14 protein-coding genes are annotated in these 17,812 nt (G+C 58.2%); 6 read left to right on the top strand and 8 right to left on the bottom strand.

The genetic code is table 11. From position 1 onward, the window contains the following. Positions 1–2: 2 nt before the first annotated feature. The 4 genes from VG146_06610 to VG146_06595 form a co-directional block, all read right to left on the bottom strand. A complete protein-coding gene (locus VG146_06610) occupies positions 3–2,060 on the bottom strand; it encodes a penicillin-binding transpeptidase domain-containing protein (GenBank protein HEV2392019.1) in 2,058 nt (685 codons plus the stop codon). Next, positions 2,060–2,611 carry a hypothetical protein gene (locus tag VG146_06605; protein HEV2392018.1) on the bottom strand — a complete coding sequence of 184 codons (552 nt, stop codon included), beginning with the start codon at positions 2,609–2,611 and terminating at the stop codon, positions 2,060–2,062. Before VG146_06605 ends, VG146_06610 begins: the two co-directional genes overlap by 1 nt. Further along, a complete protein-coding gene (gene mreC, locus VG146_06600) occupies positions 2,608–3,417 on the bottom strand; it encodes a rod shape-determining protein MreC (GenBank protein HEV2392017.1) in 810 nt (269 codons plus the stop codon). The genes VG146_06605 and mreC overlap by 4 nt, the downstream gene beginning before the upstream one ends. A gap of 108 nt (positions 3,418–3,525) precedes the next feature. Beyond that, positions 3,526–4,551, bottom strand: coding sequence for a rod shape-determining protein (locus VG146_06595; GenBank protein HEV2392016.1), 1,026 nt, complete (start codon positions 4,549–4,551; stop codon positions 3,526–3,528). 319 nt (positions 4,552–4,870) lie between these two features. Here VG146_06595 and VG146_06590 point away from each other — a divergent pair, with 319 nt between their 5' ends. Further along, positions 4,871–5,554 (top strand): NotI family restriction endonuclease, encoded by a 684-nt coding sequence (locus tag VG146_06590; protein HEV2392015.1) that lies wholly within the window; start codon positions 4,871–4,873, stop codon positions 5,552–5,554. A 16-nt stretch (positions 5,555–5,570) separates the two neighbouring features. On the opposite strand, the gene VG146_06585 is transcribed toward VG146_06590, so the two are convergent. The 3 genes from VG146_06585 to VG146_06575 form a co-directional block, all read right to left on the bottom strand. Then, the gene (locus VG146_06585) at positions 5,571–6,602 is read right to left on the bottom strand and encodes a DNA adenine methylase (GenBank protein HEV2392014.1); all 1,032 of its coding nucleotides are present in this window, start codon (positions 6,600–6,602) and stop codon (positions 5,571–5,573) included. A 210-nt stretch (positions 6,603–6,812) separates the two neighbouring features. Then, the gene (locus VG146_06580; GenBank protein HEV2392013.1) at positions 6,813–7,406 is read right to left on the bottom strand and encodes a hypothetical protein; all 594 of its coding nucleotides are present in this window, start codon (positions 7,404–7,406) and stop codon (positions 6,813–6,815) included. A gap of 13 nt (positions 7,407–7,419) precedes the next feature. Further along, complete coding sequence (locus VG146_06575; GenBank protein HEV2392012.1) at positions 7,420–8,013, bottom strand: hypothetical protein; 594 nt, start codon at positions 8,011–8,013, stop codon at positions 7,420–7,422. Positions 8,014–8,407: 394 nt separating this feature from the next. On the opposite strand from VG146_06575, the gene VG146_06570 reads away from it, so the two are divergent. Both VG146_06570 and VG146_06565 read left to right on the top strand, forming a co-directional pair. Beyond that, positions 8,408–9,451, top strand: coding sequence for a hypothetical protein (locus VG146_06570; protein ID HEV2392011.1), 1,044 nt, complete (start codon positions 8,408–8,410; stop codon positions 9,449–9,451). A 352-nt stretch (positions 9,452–9,803) separates the two neighbouring features. Continuing rightward, positions 9,804–11,135, top strand: a complete 1,332-nt coding sequence (locus VG146_06565; GenBank protein ID HEV2392010.1) for a Xaa-Pro aminopeptidase — start codon at positions 9,804–9,806, stop codon at positions 11,133–11,135. A 15-nt stretch (positions 11,136–11,150) separates the two neighbouring features. Here the strand turns inward: VG146_06565 and VG146_06560 are convergent, their stop codons facing one another. Then, positions 11,151–13,130, bottom strand: a complete 1,980-nt coding sequence (locus tag VG146_06560; GenBank protein ID HEV2392009.1) for a fibronectin type III domain-containing protein — start codon at positions 13,128–13,130, stop codon at positions 11,151–11,153. Positions 13,131–13,472: 342 nt separating this feature from the next. On the opposite strand from VG146_06560, the gene VG146_06555 reads away from it, so the two are divergent. The 3 genes from VG146_06555 to VG146_06545 all read left to right on the top strand — a co-directional run bounded on the left by VG146_06555 (position 13,473) and on the right by VG146_06545 (position 17,219). Beyond that, complete coding sequence (locus tag VG146_06555) at positions 13,473–14,069, top strand: cytochrome c (GenBank protein ID HEV2392008.1); 597 nt, start codon at positions 13,473–13,475, stop codon at positions 14,067–14,069. Positions 14,070–14,287: 218 nt separating this feature from the next. After that, positions 14,288–15,574, top strand: a complete 1,287-nt coding sequence (locus VG146_06550) for a S41 family peptidase (protein HEV2392007.1) — start codon at positions 14,288–14,290, stop codon at positions 15,572–15,574. A 175-nt stretch (positions 15,575–15,749) separates the two neighbouring features. After that, positions 15,750–17,219, top strand: a complete 1,470-nt coding sequence (locus tag VG146_06545) for a NapC/NirT family cytochrome c (protein HEV2392006.1) — start codon at positions 15,750–15,752, stop codon at positions 17,217–17,219. The last annotated feature ends 593 nt before the right edge of the window (positions 17,220–17,812 follow it).

Below are 17,812 nucleotides of genomic sequence, written 5' to 3'. Positions count from 1 at the left end.
GCTCATTGAGTTAAACGGGCGTTAGCCATTGTATCGTTTTTGCGTGGGCTGTTTCGCTGGGAATCGAGAATGGCGCGGTATATCTTGCCAGCCACGAACGAACAGGATGGTCCAGAGATGCCGTCCTCGACCATAACAACCACCGCCCAGCGCGGCTTCTCATAGGGTGCAAACGAGGCGAACCAGGTAGTCTGGCCGGTTTTGACATTGTTCTCATTTTGAATCTGGGCGGTGCCGGTCTTGCCGCAAATCCTCAGGCCGGGGCATTCGCGTGCCGCGCCGACCCCGGTGCCGTCCGGGGCTTCGGTATCGGCGAGCATGGCCTGATGGACAATGCTCAAAATCCGCTGGCTGACCCCCAATTGGTCCCGAACCCGGCCTGGAGGAAAGCGCTCCGGGTCTTGGTCCGCCGAGGCCTGTTCCGGCTCGACTTGCGCGACCAAGCGGGGCCAGAGGACTTTGCCGCCGTTGGCGATTGCGGACGTGAGGACGGCGACCTGCAAGGGAGTAACCATGACAGGGTCCTGGCCGATACTCAGGTTGGCGGTGTTGCCCTCGCTCCAGCCGGAGCTGAGCCGGCTCAGGCTGGGGAGAAAGCCGGACGACTCCTGGCGCGTAAAGAGCCCGATCTTTTCACCCAAATGAAAGCGTTGGGCCATGCGGACGATCCGCTCGGGGCCGATGCGCAGGCCGTTGGTGATAAAATAAGAGTTGCTCGATTTGTAGAGTGCGCGGGTAAAGTTGTACTCCCCAGGCGGGGCAAGGTCCCTGATTTTGTGGTGGGCAGGGCCTACCCAAATGGCGCCACGGCTGGGCATTTCCGGGTTGGGCGCGACGACGAAGGTCTCGTTGGGGTCCAGGCCGGCGTCCAGGGCTGCCAGGCCGACCACAAGCTTAAACACCGAACCTGGGAAATAACTTCCTTGGGTGGCGCGATTGAAGATGGGGCGGAGAACCTCGTTTTCGCGGCGTTCGAGTTCGGCAGGGGGCAAGTGAGGGAGGAGGGCGTCGTTTGGGTTGAAGGCAGGGGAGGAGGCGAGCGCGAGGATGTCGCCGGTCCAAACGTCCATAACCACGACGGCGCCGCGGACAGGTCCGGTGTAAGTGACCGGGGTGCTTTGGAGGGCGCGTTCGGCAGCCTGCTGTATGGCTAGGTCCAGGGTCAGGACGACGTCGCTTCCAGGCTCGGCTGGGCTCCAAACGTTTTCGGTCGTGCGGTAGCCCATATTGTTTACCTCGACGGATTTGGCGCCGGCCATGCCGCGAAGGGCTTTGTCGAAGGCGTATTCGATGCCAAAGGCGCCGCGGAAATCGGGAAGGCGAAACGAGAAAAAGGCCTCCTCGCCTTCGGCGGAGCTATCATCGCGCCTGAGGGAGCCGAGCAAGTGAGCGGCGAGAGTTTGGTGAGGATAAACGCGGGTGGATTGGACTTCGAGATCGACGCCCAAGGGACTGGTGGATTGCTCCTCGAAGCGGGCGATGTTGGTTGCATCCAGGTCGCGCAATACAGGATAGGGAAGCGCGAGGCGGGTTTCGTAGTGGCGTTCGAAATCGGTGGGATCAACGGTTAAAGGGCGGTCGAGCCGGCGGCTGACCTGGAGGACGACATTGCTGACGACCTCATAGCGGGCCTTTTCGCGGAGGAGCGCCTTTTGGGCGGTAGTTAATGCGAGTTGCTTGCGTTCCTGTTTGTTGAGTTTGCGCCCCAGCTTGGCCTCCATTTGAGCGCTCTGCTGTTTGAGTTCCGCCCGGACTTCCCAGACCTCGTTGGAGTAAGCATTCTTGAATGGGCGGTCCAATTCTTCCAGGTATAAACTGATATTGTAGGCCGGGCGATTTTCCGCCAGGACGTTGCCGTTGCGGTCCAGAATCCTGCCGCGCACTGCCGGGATGCGCACGGTGCGGAAGGACTGGGTTTCAAGAGATTCCTGGTAATCGCGTGCGGAGACGATCTGGACCCACCAGAGGCCCGCCAAGAGGACGGCCAAGCCGGTGAGAATGACGAGCGTGAGGGTGCGCAGGTGCGGGTCGCCTTTTTTAAGCTGATCGAAGATGAGCATCAGGAACGTCCTCGGCGAATTTCGCGGTCAGGGCGGAAGCTGGTTTCGGCAGTTCGAGCGTGGATGAGTGCGCCATGGAGCCAGTCGAACAGGGCAAAGACAAGAGGAGCGACCAAGCCCCCGCCGAGGGTCATGACGGTGAGTTGCCAAAGGGTGCCCCAGCCGAGCATCGGCCCATGGCCGGTGGTGAGCAGGAGGATGAGGGTCAGGACCGGGGCAGCGGCGCTGGCAAACAGGCCCAAGACGAGGTGGGTGAGCGTTTGATCGCGCAGGACGAACTCGCGCAGGAGATAAATAAGGGAACCCACAGCGAGCAAGGGGAGGACCGAGACACCCAAAGGATTTGCCGAAAGGGAGTCGAACAGAAGGCCGCCCACAAAGGAGAGCAGGCAAATGGAAATCCAACCAGTGCTCAAGCCGGCATAGACCAGCAAGGGGGGCAACAAATCGATTTGCGCGCCCAACAGATGCCGCACGACGCCAAAGGCGGCTTCCCAAAAAACGGCCAGGAACGCCGCAATGAGGAGGAGGGATGTTTTGAGCCAATTCATGGTTCGAGCATGACCCAAACCTCTTCGAGAGCGGAGAGATTGCCCGCGAGCTTGACGCGCGCGACGGTGTAGAGGCCGTAATCTTCGGAGCGCATATCGACGACTTTGCCGATGAGGATGTCTTTTGGAAAAACGCCACCCAAGCCGCTGGTCCAGACGTTTTGGCCTGGCTTGAGGGCGGCGTTGCGCGAGAGATAGCCCATATCGACAAATTCGCTCTCGAAGGGTCCAGACCCGCTGATAACGCCCGAGTCGTGCGCGGCATTATCGACGCGAGCGGCTACTTTGCAGTTGGGATCCCCCAGGAGCACCACCTGGGAACGGGTAAGGCTAACCGAAGCGATGCGGCCGACCAGTGCGCCGTCGCCGGTGAGGACTGGGAGGTTGACTTTCATTCCGTCGCGAGTGCCGAGATCAATCTGGACGGCGCGCCACCAGTTGGCGGGCTCGCGCAGAACGACGCTGGCCAATTTGAATTTGGCGGGTTTTTGCTGCTGCCATTTAACCAGGGCGCGCAGGCGGTCATTTTCCCGGATAAGCCCCTCGGTGCGAGCGGCTTGGAGGCGGAGTTCCTGGTTTTGCTGGCGGAGGGTTTCATTCTGGCGGATGAGCTCGGAGCGCGGGGTGAGGTCATCGGCGGCGCGGCCTGCGGCCTGCTGGGTGGAGTTAGCCAACCCGAACAGGGGCACGAACAAGCTGCCGATGCCCGATTTAAGGCGGGCGGTCGTTTTGCTTGGCAGATTCAGAATAATCAGCGTCATCAGCACAACCAGGCCCAAAGCGATATAATGCGGCCGTTTCAACATTCAATTCACCGGTAACTGCTGAGCGGTGTGGCAGTTGCCGCAGGCAAGTGTCTGCGGGCCTTAGCCCGGCTGCCACTCGCCAACGACGGCATGCTGCACAGAGAGGAACTACTTGGAATTATTTGAGACGCGCTTGAGGAATTGGAGTTCCTGCAGGACCCGGCCGGTGCCTTCGGCAACGGCGCTGAGGGGGTCGTCGGCGATGTGGACCGGCAAGCCGGTCTCTTCAGCCACCAACCGATCAATCCCGCGCAACAACGCCCCGCCGCCGGCCATGACGATCCCCCGATCGACCAGATCGGCGGATAATTCAGGAGGGCAACGTTCCAGGGTGATGCGAACAGACTCCAAAATGCTCGAGAGCGGCTCTTGCAAGGCTTCGCGAATCTCTTCCGACCGAATAGTTAAGGTTTTCGGCAAACCGGCGCTCAAATCGCGTCCCTTGACTTCCATAGTTAATTCCTGCTCCAGCGGAAAAGCAGAGCCAATCCGTATTTTAATCTCTTCCGCGGTGCGTTCACCGATCATCAGGTTATAGGCCCGTTTCATGTGCGCAACGATTGTTTCGTCGAACTCGTCGCCGCCGACCCTCAGGCTGCGGCTGAAGACGATGCCGGCCAGGGAGATGATTGCGATTTCGCAAGTCCCACCGCCGATATCGACAATCATATTGCCCGCCGGCTCATGTACCGGCAATCCGACCCCGATGGCCGAGGCCATCGGTTGTTCGATCAGATATACTTCCCGCGCGCCGGCATGAGTCGCGGAATCTTTGACCGCCCGTTTTTCGACTTCTGTGATGCCCGAAGGTACCGCAACCACTACGCGCGGGGCAATGAGCTTGCGATGGTGGACCTTCTGGATGAAATGACGCAGCATCGCTTCGGTTATTTCGAAATCAGCGATGACACCGTCTTTCATTGGCCGAATGGCCACGATGTTGCCAGGGGTCCGCCCGAGCATCCGTTTGGCTTCTTCGCCAACCGCCAGGACGTTGGTGGTGCCGGCCTGGATTGCCACGACAGAGGGTTCCCGCAGGACAATGCCCCGGTCGCGTACATAAACCAGGGAATTGGCAGTCCCCAAGTCTATTCCAATGTCATTGGAAAACAGGCTTTTGAGTTGCGCGAACATGAATACTGCCTAACAGGGGGAAATTAAAATGAATGGAGGGAGCGGGTCAAGACATTAACCAGACTGTATTTTGGCTGGGCGCGAGTGGCGGGTGTAAGGTGGCGTGACGCCATCGGCGCCAGTTCATACCAGCCTGGCATCGGCCCGCGCGAAGCGTCGTGGACTGCGCCAGTCTCTGGTGCTTTTGGACTAACCTCGTGTTTGAGGTTCAACTGCCGTTGATGGCGGGTGTAGGAGCAGCGTGTTTCGAGGTTAAGGTGGAACAGCTCAGAGCAGGTTTTGGGTTGGCCAGCCAGTTCCCCTCTGTTAAACACAGCCCGTGGCAAAGCCTAAGAAACCACGAATCCCCGCCAGATATTCGATAGGAGAATGGTACGGAGCTGGATTCGAGACGCTCTCTCCGCGGGAGCGGTTTAGCCGCGCCGACGCAGAATACGAACTGGATGCGCTCACGGGCACACCTTGCCCCTTCCAGGTAGATGCAGAATGCAGCAAGAAGGGCGGTGTCTGCTCACTTCGGCTGTATCAGCAGATCGGTGATGGGCCGGTAACCGGGGTTGGACCTGTGATAACCACCTGCCCGCTGCGTTTTTTGGAATCTGAAACGATATTTCGCTGGGTTGCCGAAAAGTTACTCCAAACAACTGAGCCCGTTGTGCTGAGCCAAATTGGGTTCCTTGACCGGCTTCGTCCGGAACAGCGGCAGGAAGAGGACGACCCGGAGACCCGTGATTTCATCGGCACCTTTTTCTCGTCGCTGGTTGGGTTAGAGCGGGAGAAACACCTGTCTAACGCGGAGATCGCTTGGTTCGTTGTGGGGTATGAATCCACATTGACCGGGTGGAAATTGGCCCCCCGGGATTTAGCTTTCACCAGGCTCGATGCCTCGGTCAAGTCGCTTACCGGAGGTGTGCCGCTCTCGAAGGAGGAATTCGAGGAGCAGCTACGTTTCAAGCTTGGCTCGCTCGCCCCGGGTCACCCGCTGGGCTCCGGGAGCGATTGACCATTCTCAAGTTTCCTCATTCACCAAGCCAGGAGAGGTCTCTGCCGATTAGCAGCTCGGTCATTTTGGCGTGGTGAGTGTTCTTCATGGCGATTGGCCGGCTTTCCAATCCGTGCTTTTCGGCCAAATGCGCGATCTCGGCAGTATTGTCGTAGCTCATCAAGAAATCGCCCTTGCAAGCGGTCATCGCCTCAAAGAGGCGGGCGTGGTCCACCTGCCACACAGTGTACAAGCGGCGCGCCGCCACAGTATAGGGAGGGTCAATATAAAAAACTGCCTCGGCATCGGCCTTGTGTTCATCGATCAAAGCGAAGGCGTCACCTTCGACAAAAGTGAGCCTGTCTTTCTGACGGTTGATCTCCCGGATGCGGCGTGCCAGGGTCTGAGGGTACCATCGCGACAACAGCCCTCTGCCATTCTCGCCAGTCTTCACTAGTCCGGCTCCGGCCGCCAGGATGCCCCCACGCTGGACACGGTTCCGGAGAACAGTCTGGAACGCCTTCTCGCGCAGGCCGGCGGGGTCGTCGTGGAGCGCTTTGGTGACGGTTTCCAAAGTGACTTCAAAATCCAGTATCTGCTTCGCCAACCACTCCGCCTGACCGTTAAGTACAATGCGCCATACCGCCGCAACCCCTTCATCCATTTCAGCAAAGATGACGTGCCTCGCCAGCCGTTCAAAAGCGGCCGTTAAGCTGACTATCGCCCCGCCCGCGAAGGGTTCTATCAGGCGGGCTGGTGGGGAATTCTTGCTCTTGAGCCAGTCACGGATATATGGAACGAGCCAGGTCTTGCCGCCGGGGTAGCGAAACGGACTCCTCTGGGGCACACTGGCCACGTTGGCAGGTTTGTCGGCTGTGTATCGCACGCGCCTGGCCGGGACGAGCTCGAGCACAAAGCTGTTGGCGTCCTCGCGGAGGCAGTACTTTGGGGCAACGTCCAACCGTCGAGCGATGTCGAGCAGGTCCTCCGCGATGCGTTCGGGCACTCGGATGACAGTCGTCTTTCCTGAGCGCCACTTTGGGGGATAGGTGGTCGATGAGCGCGCCATGGGGAAGGTATGACGAATGAAGCCCTTTTTGTCAACCCTGTAACAGGGTATATCTTCCCTGTTACAAGACATTGAGATCACCTTGTTCTTTCCTGAACGCCTATTTTTATTAATTGCCTATTTTTATTAATTTGACTTTGCTGTCTGTCCAAAAGCGGCAGAGGACTAGAGGACTGGCGCAGTCCAAGACGCTGGCGGGCGCGGGGCGATTTACGGGAACGGTTTGGTTGTGGTAAAGGTGGCGCGGAGGACCTTGGGGCCGGCGCCGTTGATGGGATTGACGACCCACTCCATCTGGCCTTCAATGGTTGTGCGCACGAGTCCCCGGGCATCGGAACTGAACCGCTTGGTGGTTAAGGAAGCGCCCATGGAATGGCCTCCCGGATAGGTGTAGGTGGTGCCGTTAAAGGTATAGACATAATCGACCCGCCGGATTTCTGTGGCGGCGTTATTAGTCAGGGCGGTCCTATTGAGCGAGGGGGCATCACCGAAGAAGAGACCGAAAACGGTGGTCAATTTCTGGCCGGTGGTGGTGCTGTAGATATCAATGGTATCGCCGTGGGTGGTGTCGCCCATGATGTGATAGACCAGGGCCATCGAGCTGATGTCCGAGGTGCCGCCGGCCTGGGCCGCCGCCAGGAGGATGTCGTTTTGAGTGATGGGGATATCGACGAACTGGCCCGCGCCATTGGTCTGAAAGCAGTCTCCCCGGAAGGTCATGCGGAACAGGTAAGGGGATTGAGCGCGGGCGCCGAGGGGGGCGGCCACTAGCGAGAAGCAGACCAGAAGCAGGAAGTAGTTCATTCGAGACAGGCTTTTAATGTGGGGTAAAGGGCTTGGTTGTGGTGAAGCTGCCGGAGCAGATTTTGGTGCTGGCGTTCCCTTGAGGGTTCACGATCCAGTGCATTTGGGCATCAACCGTTGTGCGGACGTTGCCCTGGGCGTCGGTTTGGAAGCGTTTGGTGGTGAATGCGGCGCCCATGGCGTCCGGGTTCCAGGAGGTGTAGGTGTAGTTTTGCTGGGTATAAATGTAATCGACCCGACGGACAACGGTTGCGGTGGCATTTGTGGCGGCGGTGCGGCCCAGGGTGTCCCCGAAATAGAGTCCGAACAGATTTACCAAAGTGCTGCCGGTACTGGCATTGACCACATCGATGGTATCGCCCAAGCCGGAGCCTTGAATGTGATAGACCAGGACCAGCGTTTTTGGGTCCACACCGCCGGCCTGCGCGACGTCCTGCAGGAATGTTTGTTGAGTGAGCGGAACAGGAGCCAGATTGCCGGAGGAGTTCTTTTGATAGCACACGCCTTGAAAGGTGATGAGGTAGAGGTAAGGCGATTGTGCACGGAGATGCAATTGAGACAGCAGAAGCCCAGCAATCGAGAGCGCCAAAGCTTTGGTCATATTCACGGATTTAAAAGTAAGAAGCGCCCTCCTCTGCGCCATGGGGTCAAGAACTGAAATTTGGTCAGCGCCGACTCCAAAGGGTTTTACCCCAATTGTATGCCGGGGCGGTTTGTCTTAAGAAGGTAACGTTCCTTACTGTTGGGCGCACGGCGCGCGATTGAAGGAGAACGGCGGCAATAGCACTATGAAACAGCTTTTTATAGAGGAGTCTGGAACATTCTCAACCGTAACCTGCCGAGGATTCTCCATCTCTCCTTCGGGCTCGCCGCGCTATCGCGTCGTCGCAGCGGGAGGGGAGAGGGGTCCCTCTGTATGTAGTCCATCTCGCCGTTCTCCTAGCAAAGCGCAAAAACGGGTAATCACTCTGCTCATTCCGATTGTGGTTTGCTTCTGCAAGATGCCGGTGGCGCACGCCGCGGGCGCGGTGGTGGCGTGGGGCACCGGTCAGACCAACACCCCGTCGGGACTGAACAATGTCGTGGCCATCTCGACCAGCACCGATCATAGCCTTGCGCTCAAAGCGGACGGGACCGTGTCGGCTTGGGGGAATGATTTCGATGGGCAGGCGGATGTGCCGTCCGGTTTATCAGGTGTGACGGCGGTGGCTGCGGGGGCGTATTTCAGCCTGGCGCTCAAGTCGGACGGAACGGTTGTGGCGTGGGGAGATAACCAGCTTGGGCAGTGCCATGTACCCCCGAGTCTGGCCAACGTTAAGGCAATATCAGCCGGGCGCGCTCATGCGCTGGCGTTGAAGAACGACGGGACGGTGGTGGCGTGGGGTTCCAATACGTATGATCAGGGCGATGTGCCTGCGGCCCTGAATGCCGTGGCGATCCTCGCCGAGTGGGATTATAGCCTGGCGCTTACCTCGACCGGCACGGTGGTGGCCTGGGGTGCGAATGACGCCGGCCAAACCAATGTGCCCGCCGGGTTGAGTGGCGTGGTTGCTATCGCGGGCAACATCGATTACTGCCTGGCTCTGACATCGAGCGGCACGGTTGTTGGATGGGGCAACTACCCGGCGATTCCCACGGACCTCACCGGCGCCATCGGCATCGCCGCCGGAGAAGACCATGCCCTTGCATTGACCTCGGGGGGCACCGTCATCGCCTGGGGTGGGGATGAATCCGGCCAGATCGACGTGCCGACAGGGCTAGGCAATGTTTCCGAAATCGGCGCTGGATGGAACTACAGCGTGGCTCTGATGGGCAATAGCGCTGCGGCCCCACTGAAGCTTGCCAGCCCGAGTTGGAACCAGGGTGCTTTCAGCGTCTCGCTGCAAACTCAAAGCGGGAAATCTTATTCGCTCGAATACGAAAACTCCCCTGCGTCCACCAACTGGACGGCTCTGCAATCGGTTTCGGGAACAGGCGGCCCGGTCACTTTAACGGACAGTTCGGCAACCGGCGCACAGCGTTTTTATCGAGTGCGCCAGCAGTGATTGCCGTAAAGGAAAAGGCGGCTCAGTTGCCTGAACCGCCTTACCCAACCAACCTAACAACCACCACAATAACCCCAAGGCAATATAGCCAGGAGTAGAGCCGTTGCAAACGCGAGGAAGCACGGATTGTGCCAAGTTATTCCCCGCTAGGTATTTAGCAAGTGGAAGAAAATTTCGACTAAAGAATTCGCGTTCATTGGCAGCCAGTCGCGGTTCCCCTCGTTGGCTTTTATTGGCGACTGCGAATGAACGCCAATGGACGCGAAAGATAGCGGCGCCCCGGTCCTCAAATTTAAACCTGACGGGGAACGGGTGTGGGTGTAATTACCACGGGCGTGACCTTCGAGGGTTTATGCGTTATTCACCGATTAACTCGCAATTATTTGTAAACAACCGGGCCAGCCTGGCAAAACTGATGCTCCCCAACTCGCTGGCTGTGGTGAATGCCAACGATGTCCTGCCAACCAATGCGGATGGGACTCTGCGGCTCGAAGCGAATTCCGATTTGTTTTATCTCAGCGGGGTTGAACAGGAGGAGACCGTGTTGTTGCTCTACCCGGAGGCGCACGAGGAGAAGATGCGTGAAATCCTGTTTCTGCGGGAGACCAACGACCTGCTTGCCCGGTGGGAAGGGCACAAATTGACGAAGGACGAGGCGCGGAGGGTCTCTGGCATAGAGCGGGTCGAATGGCTTTCGGAATTCCCGGCTTTGTTCCATCGGTTGATGTGCGAATGCGAACATGTGTATCTGAACTCGAACGAGCACAAGCGCGCGCGCATAGAGGTGGAAACGCGCGAGGCGCGATTCGTACGGGAAACGCAACGGCGTTATCCTTTGCACGAGTACAAACGCCTGGCCTGGTTGCTGCATCGGCTGCGGATTGTAAAATCGAGCCTCGAGCTGGAGTTAATCAAACAGGCCTGTGCCATCACCAAGGCCGGTTTTCTGAGGGTGGCCCGTTTTGCGCGCCCCGGCGTCAGCGAAACGGAAATCGAAGCGGAGTTTGCGCACGAGTTTATCCGGCGCAGGGGCAGTTTCGCTTACAGCCCGATAATCGCGAGCGGACCGAATGCGTGCGTGTTGCATTACAACCAAAACGATCAAACTTGCAAGAGTGGGGACCTGCTTTTGCTGGATGTCGCTGCCAGTTTCGCCCATTACAACGCGGACCTCACGCGGACAATTCCAGTGAATGGCCGGTTTAGCGCGCGCCAACGACAGGTCTATGAAGCGGTGCTGCGCGTGCTGCGGGCTGCCAGCCAGGCCGCCACACCGGGCAAACTGCCCAAGCAATGGCAAAAAGAAGCCGAGGCGCTCATGCAAGCAGAGCTGCTCGGACTGGGCTTATTGACCCGGCGCGACATTCGCAAACAGGACCCGGACAAACCGGCTCTGAAAAAGTATTTCATGCACGGCATTGGCCACCCGCTCGGGCTGGACGTGCATGATGTTGGCCACACCACCGAACCGATTCAACCGGGGTGGGTCCTGACGGTCGAGCCCGGCATCTATATACCGGAAGAAGGCTTTGCCGTGCGGCTGGAGAATGATGTTCTTGTGCAGGAAGGCCAGAATATGGACCTGATGGGCGACATCCCAATCGAAACGCGGGACATTGAAGCGCTGATGAAATCGATGCAAACCCGGCCCGCGCGATTAAAGCGGAGCAGCCGCGCGGCCTGAACAATGAACCAAGGATCAAGGGCTAACGACGCGATAAAAACGCTGAGAACGCCCAGAAGCCGTCGAATCGGTCCAGGTCATGGTAGAGCCCGCGGCCTCGATGGTGCCGCTCAGATTGGTCCACGCCGGTGGATTGAGAGCTACCGTGGCTTCAACATGATAGACACCCCCCGCTTGAGAACCCCAGCTCAGCACCACGCCATTCGTACTGGTTCCAATTCCAAGGTGAATCGGCAAACTCGAGTTGGTCGTGGTGATGGTGGTGAAAAGGCCTTCACTTGGATCGTAATAACTGCCGCTGAAATTCGCAATGAGGCTGACGGCGCGCACCATATACGTGTAGGTGTTGGGCAAAAGCCCGGTATCGGTGAAGCTCGTCCCGGGCAGGAGCGCTGGAGTCAAACGGTTGAACGGACCGGCGGGTGAAGGAGCGCGATAAACGTAATACCCGGCCCCTGGGGTGGGAGAAGCTGCCCAGTTCAGCTCGATGCCGCCCGGGACCTGGCTGGCAGATAGTGCGGAAGGAGGCGGCACGGGTTCCATGCGCAGGGTCGGATCGCCCATCAGCGCGATATAGACCGCTCGGGTGTAGGGATTCTGTTCGTTTTGATAAAGGGTGCTGTTGTTCATCGACAAGCGCGTGCTGTATCCGATCGTCTCGCCCAGGCCCATGTGGTGCATGAACCAGTGGGGTTCGCCTGACATGCAACAGGCCAGTCCGATGCCCGGCGTGGCGAGCACCGACCGCATAAAATTGTCCTGGTGATCCCAATTGCCCAGGTGGCTGCCAAAGACCATCATAAAAACCGCCTGGGCATTCTGATCGACAATGTCTGCGCTCCAGACATCATAATAAACCCCGTTCGTGCCCAGGTAGCTGATGGCGGTGTCCTGGCCTGCGCCGCAGCCGTATGCCCACAAATAGCCGCCGCTGGCGAGCATCGACATCCACCGCTGGTTTGCCGGCGCCGTGTCGCTGATATTGGCTTCGATGGTATTCCCAGGCCCAACGAAGGGTTCAAAGGCCCTGTAGCCGCTGGCCGCCACGGCCAAACCCCCTTCGTCGCCACGGCGGTTGCCCATCAGCGCCCGACGTGGGACGCTCACCTGGCCCTGGCGCCAGGCGTGGTCTTTATTGAGGTAGGTGCGGAGCAGCTCGGTCTCGCTGGGCCAGGGAACAGGTGAGGCCGCGCCGGGCATATCAAACAAATCAACCCGGCCAACCATTAACGCCACATCTGACGGGAGATAGCTGGGGCTATTGGTGAGGGTGGTTGGCCAGTCCTGATAGATATCGCCATAGAACGCGTCGGCTGGCATCGGGCGTGGGCCGTGCCCATCATAATCGAGGTAACCGGATTGAAGAATAGGCACATGCCCGAAAAGAAAGACGGTGTTCACGCTCGAAGGATTGGCCCAGTAATCATTCAGGATAAGCGAATGGACGCTATCGGGTGTGTCGTTGGTCGAGACGTTTTGGCGCAGGACCTGCCAGCCGTCTCCTGCCAGATCGCTCTGCAGACGCGCCAGTTCGTTGTCCAGGCCGATAGTGGATTCCTGCGCGACGATCAACAAAAGCGTCCCGCGCTGGTCAATCATCGGCGCCTGGATGCCGGTATAAATGTAGCCGTAACCGGTGTAGCCGAGGGTTGCGGCTTTGGTGATTTGGTACTCATAGGTCGCGCCGACCACGACCTGGGAATCGGTAAAGTTGGTGGCGCTCCCCGGAAGTGAAGCGATGGGCGAGCCCCACGATGTGTCTTGTTTGGCCTTGCGAAAAATCGTGTAGCTGTTCGCGCCAAAAATGTCCGGTTCCCAGTTTAAAGTAATTTGCGGCGGGTTTGCCTGGACCAGAGCGCTAATCTGGACTGCATAGAGGAAGGTGTCATCCGCATCAACTTTCCGAGAAAGCAATGCAATCAGCACGCCGATTAGACACAAGGCGGTACGAGTCCGAACAGGGGTCAGAAGCGGGCTGGGGACTGGGCATTTCATTAAAAAGCCATATGACTCTTGGTTGGCCTCCTTTTTCGCATTGGTAAGGGATGATTACAACGGGGCGAATGCCCCATGACGGCAATCCATTTTTAAAATCGTGCTCTCAGTGAAATCGAGAGCGAGAAAATCCGCCTTTGGAATGAGCAGGTGTGAGGCTGTGAGGTAGGTAATCGGTTAGTGACGGCGGGCGCTGCCGTCTAAAGGCGGCGTTCCGCGCGTCCGGAACGCCGGCTTCAGCCGGCAGCCTCGTAGTCACTGAGGCATTACTGAGGCAGGTCTTTGCCCCATCCCGAAAACAGCCGAAGGCAGTATATTGAAGTTCACTCGACGAGGTGTGATATGGCGGAAACTCAGCCGACTCAACCGGAACCGGTGCGCGCCAAACGAGCGCCGGTCATCATCCTAACGGTGCTTATAATTTTGCTCCTGGAAACGGGCGCCTTATTAGCCGTGATTTACTCCGGTGTCTATAATATCGGCACGTACAACCATGACACCGGATGGATCAATCATTTCCTCGATACGAGCATGACCCGCGCAGTTCAATCTCACGCCCACGGCGTTCAGGTTCCGGCTCTGTCAGACCCCGCCATGGTGCAAGGCGGTTTCATGCATTACGACAATATGTGCGCGCAGTGCCATGGGGCGCCGGGTGTTGAGCCGGACGACATCGCAAAGGGCCTTTGGCCGAAAGCGCCGAACCTGGCCAAAACCGTCCCGACCTGGACGCCGGCTGAGTTGTTTTGGATTACCAAGTACGGCATTAAATTCAGCGCGATGCCTGCCTGGGGCCCGACCCATGACGACAAAAAAATTTGGTCGATGGTGGCCTTTCTTGAGAAACTCCCTCATCTTTCGCCTCAGGATTATCAGAACATGAAAGGACAACCGGCGTCCGAGCAGCATAAGCCCTCGGCCGAACAGCACGCCCAATAATGCGGCGTCCCCGCCGCCAGAACCTCACAAAGAACCGGGCGAGACGGCCGGTTAACTGGGCAGGCGTGGATGCCTGCCCTACACTTTGTCCATAGCGCTGGCGTGCGGCGGCAAGCGACCACAATTGCCATGGGCCGTGTTCAATTGGCCGTGTGGAAAGTCGCACCGATCAGCCAAATCCCTTGCCGCAAGCTGCGAAAAACCAACAAAATGCTACAATGTCACTGATGATCGACGACAGCTACGAAATACGACCTCAAGGAACCAAGCCCAAGGGCCGGGCGGGCCGGGTTGTTCTTGCACTGATTTGTGGAATAACACTGGGCTGGGCGGGCGCAATGGGTTGCGCCTCAACAAACAAAAACCAGCCGGATTTCACTCTAATGTCCCAGGCCTGGAGCACCATCCAGCAGCAATACGTGGACCGCTCGGCCGTGCAACCCCAGGACCTGACCTACGGCGCCATCAACGGAATGGTCGATGCCCTGGGCGATACGGGGCATAGCACCTTTCTGACGCCTCAGATGGTTAAAGACCTGCAAAACATGGAACGTGGTGAGTTTAAGGGAGTAGGTCTCGAGATTCAAATCAAGGAAGGCCGCGTCGTGGTCGTCGCCCCCATCGACGGCTCCCCAGCGCAGCGCGCCGGCGTACAGCCAGGTGACATCATCCAGAAAGTCGCCGGCGAGGATGTCTCGGACTGGCCGCTGAACCGCGTCGTGCAACACATTAGCGGGCGGCCCGGCAGCAAAGTGACGATAACTCTTCAAGACCCCCGCACAACTCACTCGCGCGACATTACCCTGGTGCGCGCGTCCATCAAGCTCCATGAGGTCACTTGGCGCGTGCTGCCAGGAACCCGAATCGTCCACCTGCGGCTGGCCAGTTTCGAGGCGGGTGTGACCAAGGATTTGCGCATTGCCTTGCAGCAGATCAAAGAGAGGGAGGTCGATGGGGTTATCCTGGACTTGCGCAACAACCCGGGCGGGCTGCTCGACGAAGCCGTTGGGGTCGCCAGCCAATTCCTCGACGCGGGCGATGTGCTCCAGGCCAAAAATGCCAAGGGCCAACTCGAGCCGGTGCCGGTCTTAAGCGGCGGTGCGGCCGTGCATGTCCCTCTCATTGTGCTGGTCAATGAAGGCTCCGCCAGCGCAGCGGAAATCGTCGCCGGCGCCCTGCAGGACGCCCACCGAGCGACGCTGGTTGGCACGACCACCTTTGGCACCGGAACCGTGCTGCAGGAATTTCGCCTCAATGATGGTTCCGCGCTGCTGCTGGCTGTCGAGGAATGGCTCACCCCCAAAGGCCGCTCCTTTTGGCACAAGGGGATTGTACCGGAATACTTGGTGCCCCTGCCCACGGACGTGGTGCCGCTGCTGCCAGCGGCCGAACGAGAGCTCACCCCAACCCAACTCCAGGCCAGCGACGATCGCCAACTCCTGCGCGCCTTGGACCTGATGAGCCATAACAAACACCTCAACGCGGTGAATCTTTCCCATCGCTAGCAGCATATTTCGCACCCAGCGCGCAGCTCTTAACGCCAGGTCCTTTAGTCGGCTTTAGTCCGGAGGTGCGCGGCCCGGCGAGGATTCGAACCGTTTCAACGGCTTTTCGCCCCGGGCGGCGAACTTTTACAGTTTCAGTTTGCATTGGAGTGAAGCTCTCGCATCATATTAAAGCATGACCGACGCCAACCCGAGCCCCGTGCCTCGGTTTCATTTTCTGCGCAATTGGCTTAGCATGAGTGGCCTGGTGGTGGCGCTTGGCAGTCTGTTTGCCTTCCTGCTTTTGTTTCTGCTGGACCTTTTTGCGCATTTTGCAAATCCGTATATCGGGGTTCTCACGTACCTGGTTGCTCCTGGCTTTCTGATGCTCGGAGTGGTCTTAACGGTTGTCGGCGCATTGCTCCAGAATCGTCATCGGTTGCGCGCTGGGGGAACGGTTCTGACGGTCCAGTTTGACCTCGCGCGAGCGCGAGACCGCCGATTCCTGGGCCTTTTCATTGCAGGCAGCATCGGCTTTTTATTCATCACCGCCGTAGGCAGCTATTACAGCTATCATTATACAGAATCGGTCCAGTTCTGCGGGCAGGCCTGCCACACGGTGATGCAGCCTGAAATGGTCACTTACCAGCATTCCCCTCATGCGCGAGTCGCCTGTGTCGCCTGCCACATCGGCCCTGGCGCCACTTGGTTCGTCAAATCCAAGCTTTCCGGCACTTATCAGGTCTATGCCACCTTGACACACAAATACCCCCGCCCGATTCCCACGCCCGTCAAAAACCTGCGCCCGGCCCAGGATACCTGCGAGCATTGCCACTGGCCGCGCGAATTTATCGGCAACCTGGATCGCACTTTCGTCTCGTATCTGAGCGACAAAACCAATCCGGTTTTTACCGTGCGGCTGTTGTTGAAGGTTGGTGGCGCTGACCCAACTCGCGGCCCTGTCGGTGGCATTCATTGGCACATGAGCGTCGCCAATAAAGTCCAGTACATCGCCACCGATGAAGGGAGGCAGAAGATTCCCTGGGTCCGGCTCACTGATTCCCAAGGGGTCGTTACCGAATATCGTATTCCCTCGTTCACCAACGACATCAGCCAATACGAAATCCGCACAATGGATTGTATGGACTGCCACAACCGGCCCAGCCACCAATACGCGACTCCCAACGATGCGGTCGATCTGGCCTTGCGCCTGGGTCACATTGATGCGGGGCTGCCTTGGATTAAGACCAACGCCGTTTGGGTGTTGACTCGCCCTTACACCAATCAAACGCAAGCATTCGACAATATCGCCACCACCCTGGCCAACGAGTACCCTGATGAGGCGCCCGTCCGGCAAGCCATCGCCTCAGTGCAACAGATTTACCAGGACAACTTTTTCCCTGAAATGAAGGCAAGCTGGCGGGATTATCCAAACAACATCGGCCACAAGGATTGGCCCGGTTGCACCCGCTGCCATGACGACAATCATTTTGCTGCTGACCACAAGCGCAAGATCACATTCAGCAACTGCCAGCAATGCCACATCATCCTGGCACAAAGCAGCGGCGAGCAATCGCAGACCTTGAAGACCGAAGGTGTCCCGTTCAATCATCCCGCCGGCGACTATTCCGGAATGGCGTGCAACGATTGTCACAACGGCGGATGATCTCATTCCGGGGCTAAGCAAGCCGGGTGAGAGAGATGAGGACGCTTTGGGGCGAAATGGGCGAAGTGCAATTTGGCGGAATTGGCTGCAATTTCGCGCAACTAACTGCAATTTGGCGCAATCTGTGGAGAGGGAGGCGTCAAACATCGAACGTCGAACATTGAGCATTTTGGATTCTTCATCGTGAGACTTGGCGGGTCTGGGAAAATTGCCTGATGAACGCAGATGGGGAAGGGGTTTGGGTTGGGGTATCAGTTTGGGCAAAATGAGCGAAGTGTGATTTGGCGGGAGTAGGTGTTAATAACCGTGATTCTGTGTTAGTAACCATTACGGAGCAGGGCCTGGGCAAGTGGTCAGTGGCCGGTGGGCGGTGGGTTGGGGGAAAGTTTGTGCGCGCGGGGAGGGGGAAACAAAGTGCAACATGCTACGTTTACGATAAAGGCGCTGGAATGTTAGGCGTTTTATGTTGCACTTTGAAGTGCAACACGAGTGCAACAGGACAGTGTGGGACGCTGGGACCACGAAGGTACAGAGAGGACGGGGAATGGGAAAAGAGGAAAGAAGCAGGGGGCGGTTTGCCTCCGATTGGTTCC

This window comes from Verrucomicrobiia bacterium (assembly GCA_035946615.1).
Lineage (GTDB): Bacteria > Verrucomicrobiota > Verrucomicrobiia > Limisphaerales > UBA8199 > DASYZB01.
This window is presented reverse-complemented; position numbering and strand designations above follow the sequence as displayed.

Excerpts from the sequence above, each read along its gene's own strand:
- VG146_06545 (HEV2392006.1), top strand. The coding sequence starts at position 15,750 with ATGACCGACGCCAACCCGAGCCCCGTGCCTCGGTTTCATTTTCTGCGC.
- VG146_06585 (HEV2392014.1), bottom strand. The coding sequence starts at position 6,602 with ATGGCGCGCTCATCGACCACCTATCCCCCAAAGTGGCGCTCAGGAAAG.
- VG146_06555 (HEV2392008.1), top strand. The coding sequence starts at position 13,473 with ATGGCGGAAACTCAGCCGACTCAACCGGAACCGGTGCGCGCCAAACGA.
- VG146_06565 (HEV2392010.1), top strand. The coding sequence starts at position 9,804 with ATGCGTTATTCACCGATTAACTCGCAATTATTTGTAAACAACCGGGCC.
- VG146_06570 (HEV2392011.1), top strand. The coding sequence starts at position 8,408 with ATGCCGGTGGCGCACGCCGCGGGCGCGGTGGTGGCGTGGGGCACCGGT.
- VG146_06550 (HEV2392007.1), top strand. The coding sequence starts at position 14,288 with ATGTCACTGATGATCGACGACAGCTACGAAATACGACCTCAAGGAACC.
- VG146_06605 (HEV2392018.1), bottom strand. The coding sequence starts at position 2,611 with ATGAATTGGCTCAAAACATCCCTCCTCCTCATTGCGGCGTTCCTGGCC.
- mreC (HEV2392017.1), bottom strand. The coding sequence starts at position 3,417 with ATGTTGAAACGGCCGCATTATATCGCTTTGGGCCTGGTTGTGCTGATG.
- VG146_06560 (HEV2392009.1), bottom strand. The coding sequence starts at position 13,130 with ATGAAATGCCCAGTCCCCAGCCCGCTTCTGACCCCTGTTCGGACTCGT.
- VG146_06595 (HEV2392016.1), bottom strand. The coding sequence starts at position 4,551 with ATGTTCGCGCAACTCAAAAGCCTGTTTTCCAATGACATTGGAATAGAC.
- VG146_06580 (HEV2392013.1), bottom strand. The coding sequence starts at position 7,406 with ATGAACTACTTCCTGCTTCTGGTCTGCTTCTCGCTAGTGGCCGCCCCC.
- VG146_06610 (HEV2392019.1), bottom strand. The coding sequence starts at position 2,060 with ATGCTCATCTTCGATCAGCTTAAAAAAGGCGACCCGCACCTGCGCACC.